Raw genomic sequence first — 16,781 nt, forward strand, 5'->3', positions numbered from 1 at the left:
TGCCAGGGGATATCTTTTGAATCCTTCCCCTGATGTATTGCTAGTTGTGGTTCAAAATTAATTTTTTTTTAGTTCTATCGTAAACTCATCCAGCTCATCGTAATATTCGGTTTTAATTCTGTGGCCAGTTGGTTCTACGTTAAAACTATGCTCTGTGCTTAAATTATTAATCGCACCCAATTCTACAATGTGAGCCATTGCCAATAAATCGGGAGCGCTGTCGACCGGTAGATTACGGGAAGAAATTTTTTGCCCTGAGCGAAGTGCTTTTATTACATACTCACGTACATTCTGGTTGTTAATGGTAAACGCCTGATCCAGCAATTGCTGAATAAGGATTTCTCTCTGAGCATTTTCGTCTACGGATTGTTCTTCACTAACGGCCGTTTTTACAAACTGTGTTTGTTTACGCTCCTGCACTTTTATATGCGCCGGGTCGATTAGTTGCAGCTTCACCGTAGTCATTTGCTCTGCGGCAGTCTGCATTTTTTTTTCGAACATCTGTGGCGACAAGCTTTGCAGGCCTTTGCACACTTGCAGTAGGTCGTTATTTTGCTGGCTGTTAAGGTAGCTGAGTTGGCGAATAATGATATCGGCGCGTTTGGTAAAGCCGTGCAGTGCGCGGCGCAGAGCTGGCAGCATAATGTCGGCGGCATTGCCCATGCGTCTTTCAATGGTGTCGAGAATAAGCCATAGCACTGACTGCCCCTCTATCGCTAGCTCTGGTACCAGTCTGCGCAATTGTATTTCAATCTGTCGCTTGCTGTCGGTTTTCTTGCGGCGAATTTTGCCTATAGCCTTGTGAATCTGGTCGCGGTGTTTTTCTACGCTGTCGGCGGAAAGGCGAACGGATACATCTGGCTGAAAACGTTTTTCCATAAACTCGAAAAATTGATCGGTCGCCTGTTGTACTAGCTGCTGGGCTTCGACCTCGCGAACCAGTTGACGCTTGCGTTCTTCCAGTTCGGAGATGACATCAGTGAAATCGGTCACAATGCGTTCCGAGGACTCGAAGGCATCGATAAGGTCGTGGACCTCTCCGCGGTTGAGGAAGGCCTCTAGGGCATTCAGCGTGTTACGAGTATTGCGGTGCCGAGTGCGAACTTGGGTGCTGTCTGATTCGACTAGCGATTGGGTGAATTTGCGGCCCATGCGGCTGAAAGGGTAGGTGGTGTGCATGGTGGCAGTGTCCACTTGCTTTTCTAGCCAGCCGAAATCCAGCAGCTGCTTAAGAATCCAGTTGCCTTGCTCGCGGTTGTTTTTAAAGCGCGTTTCCTCTTCCTCATCGTCTGCTTCCAGTATAGGAGCGCGCACGAGAGCTTCCTCCAGTATTTCCACCACTTGGTCACGGCAGAGCGACGAGCCATAGTCGGCGTTGGAGCTGTATAAGCGTTGGTAGAGCAGGCACAGGCAGTGAACCACTTGTTCGCGGTACTTACTGGTAAGTGGCTTGAAAAAGTGCTGGCGCTCTGGGGTGAAAAACATGCTTTTCGAGGTACACCGAGTTCTTATCTGGGAGCGTATGGTAGTGGTTTACGAAAGGGATGGGAATGGGTTTTTTGGGTGGATTTAAGGATGACTTCGGGAAGGGTAAATTGTACCGGCCCAAGGGATGTTATGCGCTTTTGGGGCTTCGTCGCTGCGCTGGGGCAGCCTGTGGAGTCAAACATTACCCACAAAAAAACCGGCACAGGGCCGGTTTTTTTTGTATGGCGCACTCGGGAGGATTCGAACCTCCGACCGCTCGGTTCGTAGCCGAGTACTCTATCCAGCTGAGCTACGAGTGCGTGGGGTTTCAACTGCCATGTAGCTCGTTGAGGGCGCGTATCTTATGCAGTTGGCTGGTTAGAGTCAAGAGGGAGATTGCAGGATTTTTAAGTTTTTTATTGTGGGCCGCGAAGAGCGGCAGAATCGGTTAAACTGTTGGCAACATGATTTAATGTCGTTTAGGGGTAGTGCTTTGAAAACAAAACCATCCAAATTACTAGAAAGAAAGAATATTGCTCTGATTGCTCACGATAATATGAAAGAAAATTTATGTGCTTGGGCTATTAAACATAAGGCGGAACTTGGTCGCCACAACTTGTATGCCACGGGCACAACCGGGTACAAGCTTGAATCCGCCACGGGTTTAAGCATTCAAAAGTGCGCAAGCGGCCCGATGGGAGGGGATCAGCAAATTGGTGCCAAGATCTCTCAAGGTGACGTGGATATGCTTATATTTTTCTGGGATCCATTTGAGCCAATGCCCCACGATCCCGATGTAAAAGCTCTATTGCGCATCGCGGCCGTGTGGAACATTCCCGTGGCCTGTAATCCTGCTTCTGCGGACTTTATTATCTATTCACAGCTGATCTCTCAAGATTATGAGCGTCAGGTACCTGACTACGAATCTTATATCGCTGAGCGAATTGTTTGATCTGCTTTGAGTGGTTGTGTACTTTTGCAGCCTCTCATCTATCTCCCCAATATGTGCGCGCTTAAGGCGCGCATTTCTTATATTTTTTTATCGATACAAGCATAACCTCCCCGACTTGTGGCTTCGGCGGTTAGTGGGCTGGGATGGTCTGTGTGGTGTAATCCCTTTTCGAATGCGTGGCTTTTTCAATATCGTCCGCTCAAATTTCGTTCGATAAGTTGGGGCGTGGAGCTCTTTAGCGTCATTATTGTTTCGCATGGTTGTTTCGGTTAGCGCAAATGATTGATTCTGTTAAAGAAATACTTCTCATTTCCCGTTTTCGTGATACTGTTTATCCCGAACAATCCAGAGGATAAACAGTTTGAAACGCCCAATTTGGATTTTAAGCTTACTGTTGGTGGTCTGCAGCCACCCGTGTTTTGCCAAGGCTCCGTTCTCTAATGATTATGCGGGGATGGCTGTTGTTACTGAGGATGGCCGTGGTGCTGTCGCTTCGGTGAATAGTATTGCCAGCCAAGTAGGATTGGAGGCCTTTGCCAACGGTGGGAACGCTGTCGATGCTGCAGCCGCCATTGCTTTTACGCTTGGTGTGGTTGATAGCGCGAACTCGGGTATTGGTGGCGGATGTTTTATTCTCGTTCGCTGGGCCGACGGATCGATAGAGGCAATTGATGGCCGAGAAATGGCGCCAGTGAACGCCACACAGGAAATGTTTCTGGTGGATGGTGAGTATGACCCATCCCTAAGTAAAACTGGGGCGCTCGCTATCGGTGTTCCCGGCTCAGTTGCTGCGCTGGACTACCTGTTGAAAAAGGGCGGAAAGCTTAGCTGGAAGGAGGCTGTTCTGCCGGCCGTAAATATTGCCGAACAGGGCTTTTCTCTGGGCAGTCACGATGCCAAGCGCTTGGCTCGCACGGCTTCCCGGCTGAATCAATTTCCCGCTAGTGCCGCAATATTCCTGGATAAAGACGCCCAAGCTTGGGGGGCCGGGCACGTTTTAAAACAGCCGGATCTGGCTCGAACCTATCAGCTGCTGGCTGATCATGGCAGTGATTACTTTTATCGAGGAGATTTCGCCAAGCAGGTTGCGAGCTGGATGAGGGTAAATGGTGGCAGGGTTACTGAAAAAGATTTTGCCGGGTACCAGGTTCTTCTGCGTGAGCCTATCCGCACAACCTTTCATGGTTATGATATTGTTGGATTTCCTCCTCCAAGCTCTGGAGGCGTAGCTGTCGCACAAATTCTGAATATTCTGGAAAACTTCCCGCTTAAGCAGCTCACAGAAATTGATCGCTACCATACGACAATTGAGGCTATGAAGCTTGCCTTTGCGGATCGTGCCCAATGGCTAGGGGATGCCGATTTTGCTAATGTTCCGAAAGGCCTTATCGAGAAAAGTTACGCAAAAGCCTTAGCGAACAAAATAGATGCTGCCAAAGCAACCCAGGTGAAGGGCCACAGTACGCCACCAAAATCGACAACGGATATCTTCAATCGTCACACCACTCATATTGCCGTGGCTGATCGCGAAGGGAATTGGGTGGCTATAACCACCACATTAAATACCAGTTACGGTAGTAAGGTGACTATCCCGGGAACTGGAGTGTTAATGAATAACCAGATGGATGATTTCGCTACGAAAGAGGGGGTTCCGAACGCCTTCGGTTTGATCGGTTATAGTGCGAATAAGGTTGAAGCACGCAAAAGACCGCTTTCCAGCATGAGCCCGACCCTTGTGTTAAAAAAGGGTAAGCCCGTTTTAACTACCGGTGCTGCGGGTGGCCCGACAATTATTACCCAGGTAGTGCAAATACTGGTAAACCGCTTGGCTCTTGACAACTCCTTACTGAAGTCGATGGAGGTCCCGCGAGTGCACCAACAATGGCAGCCTGAAAGGACGTTGATCGATCCAAGTGTTGACGAGAGTCTGCGAAAAGGCCTGGACGCGCGAGGGCATCAATTGGCAGACTGGCCAGGGTTTGGAACAGCGCAAAGTATTGCCCTGGAAAATGGTCGATTTGTAGCGGTTTCTGAACCGCGTTTAAAGGACAGGATGTCGGAATAAAATTATAGATTAGGCCCGTTCTGGGGGAAGGGCCCTTGCACTTTACAGTGATTGTTCTACGGGAAGATTTTTCTTTAAAAAAACATCCATTGCTTTGAATGCAGCAATGCGATTTGTCTCATTGGAAAGGTAGTGATCTTCGTTGGGTTGCTCAATAAAGGCAACATTTTTACCTGCTTTTTCGAGAGTATCTCGCATTTGGTGGCTGTGCTTGATGTCTACTTGTCGGTCAAGTTCGCCATGAATTAAAAGAGCTGGGTCGTTAATTTCGGTTGCACGGTACGCTGGAGAAATTGCTTTTAGCTCCTGTAAGTCGTTGCCGATCATTTCTTCTACGATATTGTAACTGCGCCAAAATGCTCGGTTGTCTATCACTAGATCGCGGACGTTGCTTACACCGTTAATACTAATAGCGCACTTGTAACGATCGGGTGTTTTTGTTACGCCCATAAGTGCTGCGTATCCACCGTAGCTGGCGCCGACTATACAAACCTTATCGGGATCGGTAATGCCTATTTCAATCAATGCTAACGCACCATCTTCAATGTCATCCTGCATTTCTTTTCCCCACTTTTTTAGGCCAGAATTTCGGAACTCAAAGCCCTGGCCAGTACTTCCGCGGAAGTTCATTTGCAGTACGGCATAACCCCGACTGGCATAAAACTGCGCCCAGTAATCGAAAGCTCTAGAATCCCTTGCCATAGGGCCTCCGTGGGGAAACATTAATGTAGGCAAATTTTTCTTTGGGCCGGTTTTTGGCGTGGTCAGATAGGCCTCTATTAACAATCCATCTCGTGCTTCGTATTTAATTCTTGTTACGGGGGATAGAATGTTTGGTGTAAGCTTTTTATACTTGTATGCGATAGGGGTAAGTTGGGTAGGATTTCTCTAGCCTATATAATATGTCCCAGAATCTGTATGTCCAGTGGAGTGCACCAAAAACTTTTTTTCGCCTTTTGTTATAGCGTAGATAAAGTTGCGAGTTGTTGGAGGTGTGTTATCTATTTTTTTGAAGTATTTTATATTCGGGTGCGAAGTATTGTGTGCCTCTTCATCGGTGCTTCCTATGCCAATGGCTTCGCCAGTTTTAGGTGGATAGATAATGCTACCGAAGACATCGTATTTTTTATCGGCGTAGACAAGCTCTCGTTTTAGCTTACTATCCTGCATCCTGCATCCTGCATCCTGCATCCTGCATCCTGCATCTTTCCACCAGGCGGAGCCAATAAGTAGTGTTTGGCGTTATTACTGAATAGAACGATTTTTTTTCGCCTGTATTTAGATTAATTACTTGAATTCCGGTTCCTTTGGTTTGTCCGACATCTATACGTATTAGTGAGGAAAGTTTTAAACCGGAAGGTGACAGGGACACATTTCGAACATCTGGTAAATTGGCAAAATATTCCAGTGGTAGAACTTCGGCAGTACCGGGGTATGAAAATATGGATAAAAACGCTATAACAGCGATGCGAAGTGGGCTCAGCATAAGGCACCCTGGAATTATTGTTTGATTTATTATCGTTAGGGGAAACAGGATATTTGATGGTGTCAGCGGGTAAGCCGGATAGACAGCTGTAGATTTGAGCTAGCTCAAAATATATAGGTTACTGCGCTTTATTAGTGATATCGCGCTGTAAGCGATTCTGGATATATATTCGCTCTCGGCTGTGTTTAATCTCTTTAAACAGCTTTTGTGCCTCTGGATAATTTCGTTGCAAATAATGCAACCACTGCTTTAGGCGGTTGCCAGTATATTTGGCGGGGTAAAGTTCGCTGGTTTCAAGGAAAAACTGGTAGAGATATTGTGCGATGCCTCGCCAATTCAGTGGAATGTGCTGGTAACCGTTAATATGCGCTTTTATGGCTAATGCCAGGTCGGGCTTTGCTAGTAGGCCACGGCCGAGCATTACATCGGCACAGCCACTTTGCTTTCTGCACAGCAGGTAATCGTCCAGGCTCCATACTTCACCATTCGCAATAACGGGGATTTTAATGTGTTGTTTTATTTCACTGATACAAGGCCAGTAAGCGGGTGGGCTATAGCCGTCTGATTTTGAGCGAGCGTGAACAACCAGCTCGTTGGCTCCGGCTTTTTCAATAGCTTCTGCGTTGCGAAGGTAAGAATCTCGCTCTTGGTAGCCCAGACGAATCTTTACCGAAACTGGGGTTGTCGCGGGTACCGCTTCACGTACCTTTGAAACAATTTCATAAATAAGGGTTGTTTCATCTAATAGGCAGGCGCCTCCTTTATTTTTATTGACGGTTTTTGCTGGGCAGCCAAAGTTTAGATCGATGGCTGGCGCTCCGAGCTGTGCGGCTTTGCGTGCATTAAGAGCCAGCGCTTCGGGGTTACTGCCTAGGAGCTGAACCCTAACGGAGTAGTTGTCCTTACCTAAGAGCTCGGGGCAGCTGCGTAAAAACACTCTTGAGGGGAGAGGTTGATCGGAAATACGAATAAATTCTGTTACACAAACATCAATGGCGTTTCCCTTGGGGAGGCTAGAAATGGCGTTGAGGGTGCGACGCATTGGGTGGTCAACTACGCCCTCCATGGGAGCGAGAAAAATTCGCATAAAATGCCCTGCTTATATATTTGCTTGCTCATCGGCGCGCGAGTGTAGCAAATTGCGTTCAATAGCAATAAGAGAGAATGATGATAAAACACTCGGCGTAACGAAAAAAAGAGATCGAAAAGGAAGAAAATTCTATGTTGAGCTTGCTCATGTGGGGCACTTTTCATTATCTTATGTACCTGTTCATTTTTACGCGATTAATAGTATTGTAAAAAATCAGGGTATTGTTGGGTCGTAGACACAACAAATATTGAGCATTCCTTAAACAATTGATTTTTATCGTTAAAAAGACAGGCGTCTCTCTGATCTAGCTCAATAACTGGTTGGCTATCTTGTTCAAACTGTAAGGTGAGCCCAATTCATATAAACTCGCGAGTTCGAGAGGGCCGAAGTAAGCAGCAGATAAACCTAAAAAAGAGCTGTGTACTTAATTATTACATTGAAAAATTCATTTATTGGTTGGTCATATGGGAGTCTACGCCCAAGAACCTATCAGTAGTCAACAGGCATAACATGCAGAGGTAAGAGGAGAATTATGCAAGTAAATCTTTGGGAACAAGGTGTAGACCTGATGCTCTATGGCATGGGAACGGTATTTGTGTTTCTTACTCTTTTGGTAATTGGCACGATGATTATGTCCAACATCGTCAGTCGGTTCTTTGCTGAAGAGCCTGAACCCGTTCTTGCTCCTGTTGGGGGCAGCCAATCTCAAACAGTCAATAAATCAACACTTGCCGTTATTCAGGCGGCAATCCATGCACATCGCGCAAAACATCAAAAATAGTAATCTACAAACGTTCACCGACGAATGGGAGCTGTAGTAAATGAGCGACACTAAGAAGAAACTGGGTATTACCGAGGTTGTATTGCGCGACGCGCACCAATCGCTGTTTGCCACCCGTATGAGAATCGACGACATGCTCCCGATTGCGGAAGAGCTGGATAATGTCGGTTATTGGTCTGTCGAAACTTGGGGAGGGGCAACCTTCGACTCCTGTATTCGATTTCTTGGCGAAGACCCGTGGGATCGTATTCGCGAGCTGAAAAAAGCCATGCCGAAAACGCCACATCAAATGTTGTTCCGCGGGCAAAACATTCTCGGTTATCGTCACTATGCTGATGACGTAGTAACCAAGTTTGTTGAGCGCTGCGCCGCTAATGGTGTTGACGTTTTCCGGGTGTTCGATGCAATGAACGATATGCGGAATATCGAAACGGCATTGAAAGCGGTTAAAAAAGTTGGCAAGCATGCACAGGGTACAATTTCTTATACCTTAAGCCCCGTACACACCGTTGAAAAGTGGGTAGAGCAGGGTAAAGTCATCGAAGATATGGGTGCAGATTCCATCGTCATCAAGGATATGGCCGGTTTGATGAAGCCCTATGAGGGCTATGAGCTTGTTAAACAGTTAAAAGCGGCTTGTGATATTCCTATCCATTTTCACTGTCATGCTACTACTGGTTTGGCGCATTCCACTATTTTGAAAATGGCTGAAGCGGGCGTTGACAATGTTGATACCGCAATTTCGTCCATGTCGACGACTTACGGTCATAGTCCAACCGAAACGCTGGTTGCTGCGCTGGAAGGTACAGAGCGTGATACCGGCCTTGATTTGGCCCGCCTTGAAAAAATTGCACTCTATTTCCGTGATGTCCGGCCTAAATACGCCAAGTTTGAAGGTGCCCTGAAAGGGGTGGATGTACGCATTCTTACCGCACAGGTTCCAGGTGGCATGCTAACCAATATGGAAGGCCAGCTGAAAGAACAGGGTGCGGCTGATCGAATTGATGAAGTATTGGAAGAGATTCCACGCGTACGCAAAGATTTGGGTTATATCCCATTGGTAACGCCTACCTCGCAAATAGTGGGTACTCAGGCAGTATTGAATGTTCTCTGTGGTGAGCGTTACGCCAATATCTCTAAAGAAACTCGTGGCATTTTGCGCGGTGAGTACGGTGTGGCGCCAGCTGAAATTAATAAAGAGTTGCAGGCCCGTGTACTGGAAGAGGGTGAGTCACCAATTACGTGTCGCCCCGCTGATCTGTTAAAACCAGAGCTAGAGGCGCTGTCCGCCGAGTTAATAGCAAAAGCCGAAGAACAGGGCGTAAAGTTGCATACCGGTGATCGGCAAATTGATGATGTTTTAATTTACTCGCTGTTTCCTCAGGTTGGTTTGAAGTTCCTGGCTAATCGTGGCAATCCAGATGCTTTCGAGCCCGCACCAACGGGTAAAGAGACTTCAGTGGTCAAAGCGGCAAACGGTGACGAAATATACACCGTCAATGTCGAAGGGAAGGACTACACCGTGACCGTTAGTAATGGGGGCGAGCTGACGGGAATTGTACCTTTGAGTGGTGCTGCTGCGGGCGATGCGGGCGGTAATGCTGCTGCGGCAGCAGCAGTAGCGGGCGGCGATCCGGTGAATGCACCACTGGCTGGAAATATTTTCCGGGTTATGGTTAGCCCTGGTCAGCAAGTAGAGAAAGGCGATACTTTGCTGATTTTGGAAGCCATGAAGATGGAAACACAAGTTAGTGCACCTCAGTCGGGCATTATTGGCTCGGTAACTGTTAAAGACGGTGATGTAGTAGCAGTGGGCGATTCCCTGCTTACTATCGCTTGATAATCATAGGGGTCACTCATGGGGAATTTGTTAGGTCTTTGGCAGGCGACTGGCCTGTATCAGATGCAGTCTGGGCAGCTCATTATGATATTTATCTGTCTGATGTTGCTGTTCCTTGCCATTCGTAAAGGTTTTGAACCATTACTGCTGGTGCCTATCGGTTTTGGCGGAATTCTAGCTAATATACCGGGTGCCGGACTGGCGTTATCTGCGGTTGAGAATGCTATTGTCGGTGGTGATCCGGCAGTATTGGCAGAGCTCGCGAGAGTGTTGGGAGTAGATGCATGGGAGTCTGTGAAGGAGTTAGTTACCGCTTATAGTTCGGCTGGGCCAGCAGCTCATCATGCTGCCGTCCAGATCGCATTGGAGGCTGGTTATACCAACGGTATGCTATATAACTTCTACTCGGTCGCTGTGGCAACTGGCGCTGCACCGCTCATTATCTTTATGGGCGTTGGAGCGATGACTGACTTCGGTCCGCTGCTGGCAAACCCAAAAACCCTGTTTTTAGGGGCTGCGGCACAGTTCGGTATTTTCGCAACTATCATGGGTGCGGTAGGTCTTTCCGCTGCTGGTATTATGGACTTTAGTATCGCAGACGCGGCTGCAATCGGGATTATCGGCGGCGCAGATGGCCCTACAGCTATTTACGTGTCCAGTAAGCTTGCGCCGGAATTGTTAGGTGCGATTGCAGTAGCGGCATACTCCTATATGGCGTTGGTACCATTGATTCAGCCGCCCATTATGAAAGCGCTAACGACTCGAGAAGAGCGTGAGATTGTGATGACTCAGCTGCGAGAGGTAAGTCGTAGAGAGAAAATCACTTTCCCAATATTGCTATTGCTCTTGGTCGCTATCGTGCTTCCGGATGCGGCACCATTACTGGGTATGTTCTGCTTTGGTAACCTGATGCGGGAATGTGGTGTGGTGGATCGTCTGTCTGATACGACTCAGCATGCATTAATTAACATTACCACGATTTTCCTGGGGCTCTCTGTTGGTTCGAAGCTGGCAGCGGATAAGTTCCTGGACCCCAAAACACTAGGTATTTTGGTGTTGGGTATCGTGGCCTTCGCTATCGGTACTGCGATGGGTGTGTTAATGGCTAAGTTGATGAACGTGTTGAGCAAGCAGAAGATCAACCCGCTAATTGGATCCGCGGGGGTTTCTGCTGTACCTATGGCGGCTCGCGTATCCAATAAAGTTGGTTTGGAGGCAAATCCTCACAACTTCTTGTTAATGCATGCAATGGGGCCCAATGTTGCGGGTGTTATTGGTTCTGCGGTTGCCGCAGGTGTTATGATTTCCTTGGTCTCGGGAATGTAACATCTACACGCTACACTACTTGCATTGAAACGGGCGCTTAGCGCCCGTTTTTCATTTCCCCTAAATAAATACGGTAATATTTAGCGTTGATGATGGAATGGACTAGACTAGTTAGCAAGAAGTTACCCATTCTCGGCGAATAATTGCCCGTACTACCATTATTTATTAGAGAACCGATTACAATTGGCGCTCCGCATATAGTAGAATGCGCGCATTTTCCTGTACCTGAATCCCACGGAGTATTATATGTATCGACGTACTAAGATTGTGAGCACCCTTGGCCCGGCTACCGATGAGCCCGGTATCCTTGAGAAATTGATTGTTGCGGGTGTAAACGTTGTACGTATGAATTTTTCACACGGCGTGCCAGAAGATCATACGCGTAGAGCAGAAATGGTGCGTGAACTATCGGTAAAACACAATACTTATGTCGCGATCCTCGGCGATCTACAAGGTCCAAAAATTCGGGTAGCACGCTTCGCAGAAGGCCCAATTCAGCTGGAAATTGGCGATAAATTTGTTCTCGATGCGTCATTGGAGCGTGATGCCGGTAACCAGAAAGAGGTGGGTATAGATTATAAAGATCTTCCTCGAGACGTGAATCCAGGTGATATGTTGTTACTGGATGATGGTCGTGTTGTATTGAAGGTTGAGTCGGTCGATGGTTCTCGTATCCACACCGACGTTATTGTTGGCGGTAAACTTTCTAATAACAAGGGCATTAATCGCCAGGGCGGCGGTTTGTCAGCGCCTGCACTTACGGATAAAGACCGTGAGGACATTAAGACGGCGGTTAAAATCGGTGTTGATTACCTAGCGGTTTCTTTCCCTCGTAATGCTGAAGATATGAACTTGGCGCGTCAGCTCACCCGTGAGGCTGGTGGCGACATGTATTTGGTTGCCAAAATTGAGCGTGCGGAAACTGTTGCCGACGATGAAATTTTAGATGATATTATTCTGGCTTCTGATGTTGTTATGGTTGCTCGTGGTGACTTGGGTGTCGAAATTGGCGATGCTCAATTGATTGCGGTTCAGAAGCATTTGATCGGCCGTGCGCGCGCATTGAACCGTTGTGTTATTACTGCAACTCAGATGATGGAAACTATGATCAGTAGTCCGCTGCCTACTCGAGCGGAAGTTTTTGACGTCGCTAATGCCGTACTTGATGGTACAGATGCAGTGATGTTGTCTGCTGAAACTGCTGCTGGTAAGTATCCAGTGCAAACTGTTGAAGCCATGGTTCGTATTATTCGCGGAGCGGAAAAACATCCTCAAGCAGAGGTTCCACCCGAAAAGCCTGAAGGTGGTTTTACTGCTATTGATCAGGCAATTGCCATGTCAACTATGTACACGGCCCAAGAGCTGCAAAATGTTCAGTGTATTGCGGCTTTGACTGAAACGGGTTCTACACCATTACTTATGTCTCGTTACGGTGCCCGCCTGCCTATTTTTGCATTTTCTCGTCACGAGAAGACTCTGCGTCGTGCAGCCTTGTTCCGTGGCGTTCAGCCCATGCTTTTTGCCAGTGATACTATCCCTTATGCTGAAACGAATGCGCGTGCGCTGGAAATTTTGTGTGAGCAGGAAGGCTTGGAAGATGGTGATTTGGTTCTGATTTCCAAAGGAGATTCGGCCAATATTAGGAGCGGTACTAATACCATGAAAATTCTGCAGGTAGGTACCGAAGTTTCTTAATCTGTAGGAAAATAGAAAGCACAAAAAAGCCGCTAGTTTACTAGCGGCTTTTTTGTGCGCGTCAGTTTAGTCCCCAGGATGTAGTGCCGTTTAAATCTTGGGCTCCTTTGATAAAGAGCAAGGGTCTCAACTCTTTAGGTTGTTAATCGTAGCAAGAGAGCTTTGATTGAGGTAGGGATTTTATACGGGTATGTATGGAGGGTAGTGATTGGGATGAGATAATTTGATGTGGAGTAGACCTAAGGAGTGGGCATTTTGTGCGAAAAAATCTAGACAGGATCCTTCGTATTTTGTATTTTAGTCATGGTTTTATGCATATAGGCGTAATAATCGTCACTTAATGTGCGGCTGGTATCACGCCTTTCTGTGGATTTACGGCGTTTCCGGTGAAAGAGATCCATAGACATATTGCAGCAGGGATCCTCGTCCTGGCGTCTGTCGTCTCCCTTACGTCTATTGACAAAAATGATTTTCTTGTCCTTCATCAGGTCTCCCGACTTAACGTTGTTGCTCACGTGATACCATCCCCTATCGTATAGCCGTGGGCTGCCTCCATTCCAGCATAGCCCCTCGTTAACGCTGTTGCTGGGAAATGGTTAAAACTATGAGGCGCCTGCCATAAGGCTGTTATTTTTTATATCGTCCGGTGTTGAGCTAGTCATGCCTAGCTAAAGCGATGGAGTGAGCGGGTACTTACTAATGAATACCTGTTTATTATTGCTCATACCATTGCCTTATTTATGTAAAGGCTTGCTTAATGCTAGTATCGACAATTGTAGTCAATAATGTGACGCGTGTCACACTATAGTGCGGAGATTAGTCATGGAGCGCCATTATAAAGCTATTGAAAGTAAGTTATATGATGAATGTTCCCCCAGTTTTCTGGAGGTGGTGAACGAGAGTCACCAACACAGTGTCCCAGAAAATTCGGAAACTCATTTTAAAATTACGGTGGTATCGGACGTTTTTAAGGGGCTTTCAGCCGTTAAACGTCATCAGTTGGTATACGTGTTACTGCGGGAGGAGTTAGATGCAGGTGTGCATGCACTTGCTCTTCATTTGTACACACCAGAGCAATGGTCTGAACGAAATATGAATTCACCGGTGTCGCCACCTTGCGCTGGGGGAGGTAAAGCGAGCGAGACAATGGAGTAGTAGGTGCATTCCCCGAGTGCGATAAAACTGGATATTTCCAATAACAGTAATAGCGCGCCAAACAGGTTTGGCGCAGCGGTATGGGAATAATGAAGGTAGCTGACTTCTGAGCGGTTTTAAATGGTCGGGTATCGTCGATTCTAAATGTGTGATGTTTTTTACCGTCGACAGCGCAAGTTGCAAGAGCTCTCTCCGTTAAAGCTGACTGGAAAAGAGTACGGCTTGCTCGCCTTTGTCGAAAAGCGGGTTAAAAATCTGGGGATGACATTGGGCTAAGCGAGGAGCGAATATTATTTTGACTGGCTTTCTTGAGAGGAAAAGCATGTCTATTTGGTTCACGTACGGGAAAAGGAAATTGAATTCACCCGCCACCATATTTTTTAATGAATACCTTCAATTATGAATAAGTTGTTGCGAATGTCGACTTCATATCAACAACTTGCTGCACCCGAAATCTTTGAGTTCGAGGAAAAGCGCAGCCGCTTTATCTGCCATTTATTTCCTGTTGTAAGTCGTGAGCAATCGCTGCAGCACCTGGAAGAGCTTCGCAGTCAGTATCCTGATGCTCGCCACCATTGCTGGGCCTACCTTGTAGGTAATGCTCAGCAGCCGAAAACTCAAGCTTATAGTGATGATGGTGAGCCGAGCGGTACCGCCGGCAAGCCCATATTGAACGTTCTTACGCAGAGACATGCGGGTGACAGCTGTGCGATTGTGGTTCGTTATTTTGGTGGTGTTAAATTGGGTGCAGGTGGTTTAGTCAGAGCTTATAGCGCCGTTGTATCTCAAGCGCTAGACAAGGCGCGATTGATTGCAATGGTGCCAACAGTTGAGTTTGGAGTTGAGGTGGCTTTTCATTTGGAAGCCATTACAAGGCGTATTGTTGCCGAATATGGCGGTGAAATCCTCAATGCAGAATACAATAACCAGGTGCTATTGACGATTCAGTTAGCACTTGAGTGTGAGCAAATGTGTAAAGACAAACTGCAGCATGCGGCAAGTGGTGGTGCGTTATTTAAAAAAGCAGAGAATAAAAAAGCAACCTGCTGAGGCATGCGTTTTTTTCGTTCATTCGAACCAAAAAACACTTTGTCCATGTCTTCAAGTGCTACCGGGGAGTCATGGACTTAACACAGCACCCTGTGTATTAATGGGTTTCAATGTCTCCAAACTCAAAGTTTGCACAAGGCATTCAGACGTTACTTTACCCTGTTTTCACTAATATAGAAGAGAATAACGGGCTATACCAATTACTTAGGGGTAGCAACGCATGCTCTTATCCTCCAGCCAAGATATTTTACAGGCCTTATGCCACTCTTTAGAGCGGGGTGAAGAGGTTTATCTCGCAACGGTCATTAGCACCTGGGGAAGCTCGCCACGGCCACCGGGTGCGATGATGATATGGAGCCGACAAAGCGGGGTGGTCGGATCGGTTTCCGGGGGCTGTGTGGAAGAGGATTTGATTGCCCGCCTGGGCAATGGAAAATTTGATAATCATTTTCCCTGCGAAATTCCTTATGGCGAAACCAATGGAGATGATCAGAGTTTGCAGCTGCCTTGTGGCGGTATTTTGCGTGTGTTGCTCGAAAAACCGGGCAGCAACGACTTGACGTGCTGGCAGGCAGTATTAGATTTATTGTCACAGCGACAGGGAATTAGCCGAGTTGTCGATACGTCTATTGGCCAATGGCAATTTGAGACAAGCCCACCTCATAAGTTGAGATACGAAGACGGATGCCTGAATACCTATCTCGGATCTACCCGTAAACTTCTTATCGTGGGCGCTAATCAAATTAGCTATTACCTCGCTAACTATGCTCAGTCGTTGGATTTCGATGTAAGTATTTGTGACCCGGGAGAGGCGTTGAGTAGCCAGTGGCAGGCGGATGATTTTGAGTTTCTTCAGTGCTATCCCGATGGTTTGATCGAAAAACGTTTTGCTGATTATAACTCTGCTGTTGTGGCTGTATCCCACGACCCTCGCCTGGATGATATGGCCATTTTGGAAGCGCTGCCTTCAAATGCCTTTTACGTTGGTGTAATGGGGTCTCTAAAAACCACCGAGGCGCGCTTGCAGCGACTAAGGCAGCTGGAAATGCCCGAGGCATTGTTACAAAAGTTAAAGGCCCCGGTCGGCCTGTCAATTGGAAGTAAAACACCTGCAGAAATCGCAATGAGTATTGCGGCTCATCTGGTTGAGCAGTATGCAAAAGACACTCCCTAAGCCTGGATTTCTGGTGATGGCTGCGGGCCAGTCGCGGCGCTTTGGCGAGACCTGTAAGCTGAGTGCAAGAGTGGATTCTGGCTGTAGCCTGCTAGAGCAAACAGTAAAAACCATTCAGCAGGTTTCATCCCGAATCTGTATTGTGGCATCTGCCAGTAATGAAGGAGTCGCTGTTATCGGTCATCGTTTGGGTGTGGAGTTGGCACTTTATCCTAACCAGTCACCTGGCTTGGGCGACTCCATTACTTACGGTGTAAAGGCTACATCGGGTTGGGGGGGGTGGATTATTTGTTTGGCTGATATGCCCAGAATAAATTCCGGCATTTACCAACAAGTTTTGGCGTTAAGCGCTGGTTATCCTTTGGTATCACCACAATTTGATGGGCGGAGAGGGCACCCGGTTTATTTCTCTTCACGCTATTATAAGCAGCTCATTCAGTTAAAAGGCGACAGGGGGGCAGGAAGTATTCTGAAACAAAATGGTGCTGATCTTAAGCTGTTTGATTGTGGATGCCCCGGTGTTCTACAGGATGTTGATACTCCTCAGCAACTCGCTGAACTACCTCCTGGCTGATGTTAGTTGAATCAACTAAATATTGGTTAATTTGGGGTTAAATTGGCTCTATTCACTATTGTTGATTTCTGCTCGATTACATGTCTTCTAAAATATTTTAATAAAAACAATGAGTTAGTGAGTTTT

At 47.1% G+C, this 16,781-nt stretch carries 15 protein-coding genes and 1 tRNA gene; 10 read left to right on the top strand and 6 right to left on the bottom strand.

Translation table 11 applies throughout. The features are described 5' to 3' along the window. Positions 1-57: 57 nt before the first annotated feature. Complete coding sequence (locus tag H5715_RS03920; protein WP_075188115.1) at positions 58-1,485, bottom strand: Wadjet anti-phage system protein JetA family protein; 1,428 nt, start codon at positions 1,483-1,485, stop codon at positions 58-60. 225 nt (positions 1,486-1,710) lie between these two features. After that, positions 1,711-1,787 (bottom strand) — tRNA-Arg (locus H5715_RS03925). A 173-nt stretch (positions 1,788-1,960) separates the two neighbouring features. Between H5715_RS03925 and H5715_RS03930 the strand changes: the two genes are divergently transcribed. Beyond that, on the top strand, positions 1,961-2,419 hold the full coding sequence (locus tag H5715_RS03930; RefSeq protein ID WP_083608263.1) for a methylglyoxal synthase: 459 nt from the start codon (positions 1,961-1,963) through the stop codon (positions 2,417-2,419). Between the two features lie 361 nt (positions 2,420-2,780). After that, positions 2,781-4,484 (top strand): gamma-glutamyltransferase, encoded by a 1,704-nt coding sequence (gene ggt, locus H5715_RS03935; RefSeq protein WP_246434676.1) that lies wholly within the window; start codon positions 2,781-2,783, stop codon positions 4,482-4,484. 42 nt (positions 4,485-4,526) lie between these two features. On the opposite strand, the gene H5715_RS03940 is transcribed toward ggt, so the two are convergent. The 3 genes from H5715_RS03940 to H5715_RS03950 form a co-directional block, all read right to left on the bottom strand. Further along, a complete protein-coding gene (locus H5715_RS03940) occupies positions 4,527-5,270 on the bottom strand; it encodes an alpha/beta hydrolase family protein (protein ID WP_075188114.1) in 744 nt (247 codons plus the stop codon). Positions 5,271-5,372: 102 nt separating this feature from the next. Continuing rightward, a complete protein-coding gene (locus H5715_RS03945) occupies positions 5,373-5,675 on the bottom strand; it encodes a hypothetical protein (protein ID WP_139309942.1) in 303 nt (100 codons plus the stop codon). A 413-nt stretch (positions 5,676-6,088) separates the two neighbouring features. After that, complete coding sequence (locus H5715_RS03950) at positions 6,089-7,057, bottom strand: tRNA dihydrouridine synthase (protein ID WP_075188111.1); 969 nt, start codon at positions 7,055-7,057, stop codon at positions 6,089-6,091. Between the two features lie 535 nt (positions 7,058-7,592). On the opposite strand from H5715_RS03950, the gene H5715_RS03955 reads away from it, so the two are divergent. From H5715_RS03955 to pyk, 4 genes are all read left to right on the top strand, one after another. Next, a complete protein-coding gene (locus tag H5715_RS03955) occupies positions 7,593-7,841 on the top strand; it encodes an OadG family protein (RefSeq protein WP_075188110.1) in 249 nt (82 codons plus the stop codon). 40 nt (positions 7,842-7,881) lie between these two features. After that, positions 7,882-9,681 carry a sodium-extruding oxaloacetate decarboxylase subunit alpha gene (gene oadA, locus H5715_RS03960; RefSeq protein WP_075188109.1) on the top strand — a complete coding sequence of 600 codons (1,800 nt, stop codon included), beginning with the start codon at positions 7,882-7,884 and terminating at the stop codon, positions 9,679-9,681. Between the two features lie 18 nt (positions 9,682-9,699). Continuing rightward, positions 9,700-11,007, top strand: a complete 1,308-nt coding sequence (locus tag H5715_RS03965; RefSeq protein ID WP_075188108.1) for a sodium ion-translocating decarboxylase subunit beta — start codon at positions 9,700-9,702, stop codon at positions 11,005-11,007. A gap of 246 nt (positions 11,008-11,253) precedes the next feature. After that, on the top strand, positions 11,254-12,702 hold the full coding sequence (gene pyk, locus H5715_RS03970; RefSeq protein ID WP_185906596.1) for a pyruvate kinase: 1,449 nt from the start codon (positions 11,254-11,256) through the stop codon (positions 12,700-12,702). A 269-nt stretch (positions 12,703-12,971) separates the two neighbouring features. Here pyk and H5715_RS03975 read toward each other — a convergent pair whose 3' ends face one another. Then, positions 12,972-13,217 carry a hypothetical protein gene (locus H5715_RS03975; protein WP_075188106.1) on the bottom strand — a complete coding sequence of 82 codons (246 nt, stop codon included), beginning with the start codon at positions 13,215-13,217 and terminating at the stop codon, positions 12,972-12,974. 307 nt (positions 13,218-13,524) lie between these two features. Between H5715_RS03975 and H5715_RS03980 the strand changes: the two genes are divergently transcribed. From H5715_RS03980 to H5715_RS03995, 4 genes are all read left to right on the top strand, one after another. After that, on the top strand, positions 13,525-13,857 hold the full coding sequence (locus H5715_RS03980) for a BolA family protein (protein ID WP_075188105.1): 333 nt from the start codon (positions 13,525-13,527) through the stop codon (positions 13,855-13,857). A 417-nt stretch (positions 13,858-14,274) separates the two neighbouring features. After that, positions 14,275-14,907 carry an IMPACT family protein gene (locus H5715_RS03985; RefSeq protein ID WP_075188141.1) on the top strand — a complete coding sequence of 211 codons (633 nt, stop codon included), beginning with the start codon at positions 14,275-14,277 and terminating at the stop codon, positions 14,905-14,907. 220 nt (positions 14,908-15,127) lie between these two features. After that, positions 15,128-16,081, top strand: a complete 954-nt coding sequence (locus H5715_RS03990) for an XdhC family protein (RefSeq protein ID WP_075188103.1) — start codon at positions 15,128-15,130, stop codon at positions 16,079-16,081. Beyond that, the gene (locus H5715_RS03995) at positions 16,062-16,655 is read left to right on the top strand and encodes a nucleotidyltransferase family protein (RefSeq protein WP_075188102.1); all 594 of its coding nucleotides are present in this window, start codon (positions 16,062-16,064) and stop codon (positions 16,653-16,655) included. Before H5715_RS03990 ends, H5715_RS03995 begins: the two co-directional genes overlap by 20 nt. Positions 16,656-16,781 lie beyond the last annotated feature (126 nt).

Source organism: Teredinibacter haidensis (genome assembly GCF_014211975.1).
Lineage (GTDB): Bacteria > Pseudomonadota > Gammaproteobacteria > Pseudomonadales > Cellvibrionaceae > Teredinibacter > Teredinibacter haidensis.

Bases quoted from the DNA above. Each gene is read 5' to 3' on its own strand.
- H5715_RS03985 (WP_075188141.1), top strand. From the start codon at position 14,275: ATGTCGACTTCATATCAACAACTTGCTGCACCCGAAATCTTTGAGTTC.
- H5715_RS03995 (WP_075188102.1), top strand. From the start codon at position 16,062: ATGCAAAAGACACTCCCTAAGCCTGGATTTCTGGTGATGGCTGCGGGC.
- H5715_RS03965 (WP_075188108.1), top strand. From the start codon at position 9,700: ATGGGGAATTTGTTAGGTCTTTGGCAGGCGACTGGCCTGTATCAGATG.
- oadA (WP_075188109.1), top strand. From the start codon at position 7,882: ATGAGCGACACTAAGAAGAAACTGGGTATTACCGAGGTTGTATTGCGC.
- H5715_RS03955 (WP_075188110.1), top strand. From the start codon at position 7,593: ATGCAAGTAAATCTTTGGGAACAAGGTGTAGACCTGATGCTCTATGGC.
- H5715_RS03980 (WP_075188105.1), top strand. From the start codon at position 13,525: ATGGAGCGCCATTATAAAGCTATTGAAAGTAAGTTATATGATGAATGT.
- H5715_RS03945 (WP_139309942.1), bottom strand. From the start codon at position 5,675: ATGCAGGATGCAGGATGCAGGATGCAGGATAGTAAGCTAAAACGAGAG.
- H5715_RS03990 (WP_075188103.1), top strand. From the start codon at position 15,128: ATGCTCTTATCCTCCAGCCAAGATATTTTACAGGCCTTATGCCACTCT.
- H5715_RS03920 (WP_075188115.1), bottom strand. From the start codon at position 1,485: ATGTTTTTCACCCCAGAGCGCCAGCACTTTTTCAAGCCACTTACCAGT.
- pyk (WP_185906596.1), top strand. From the start codon at position 11,254: ATGTATCGACGTACTAAGATTGTGAGCACCCTTGGCCCGGCTACCGAT.
- H5715_RS03950 (WP_075188111.1), bottom strand. From the start codon at position 7,057: ATGCGAATTTTTCTCGCTCCCATGGAGGGCGTAGTTGACCACCCAATG.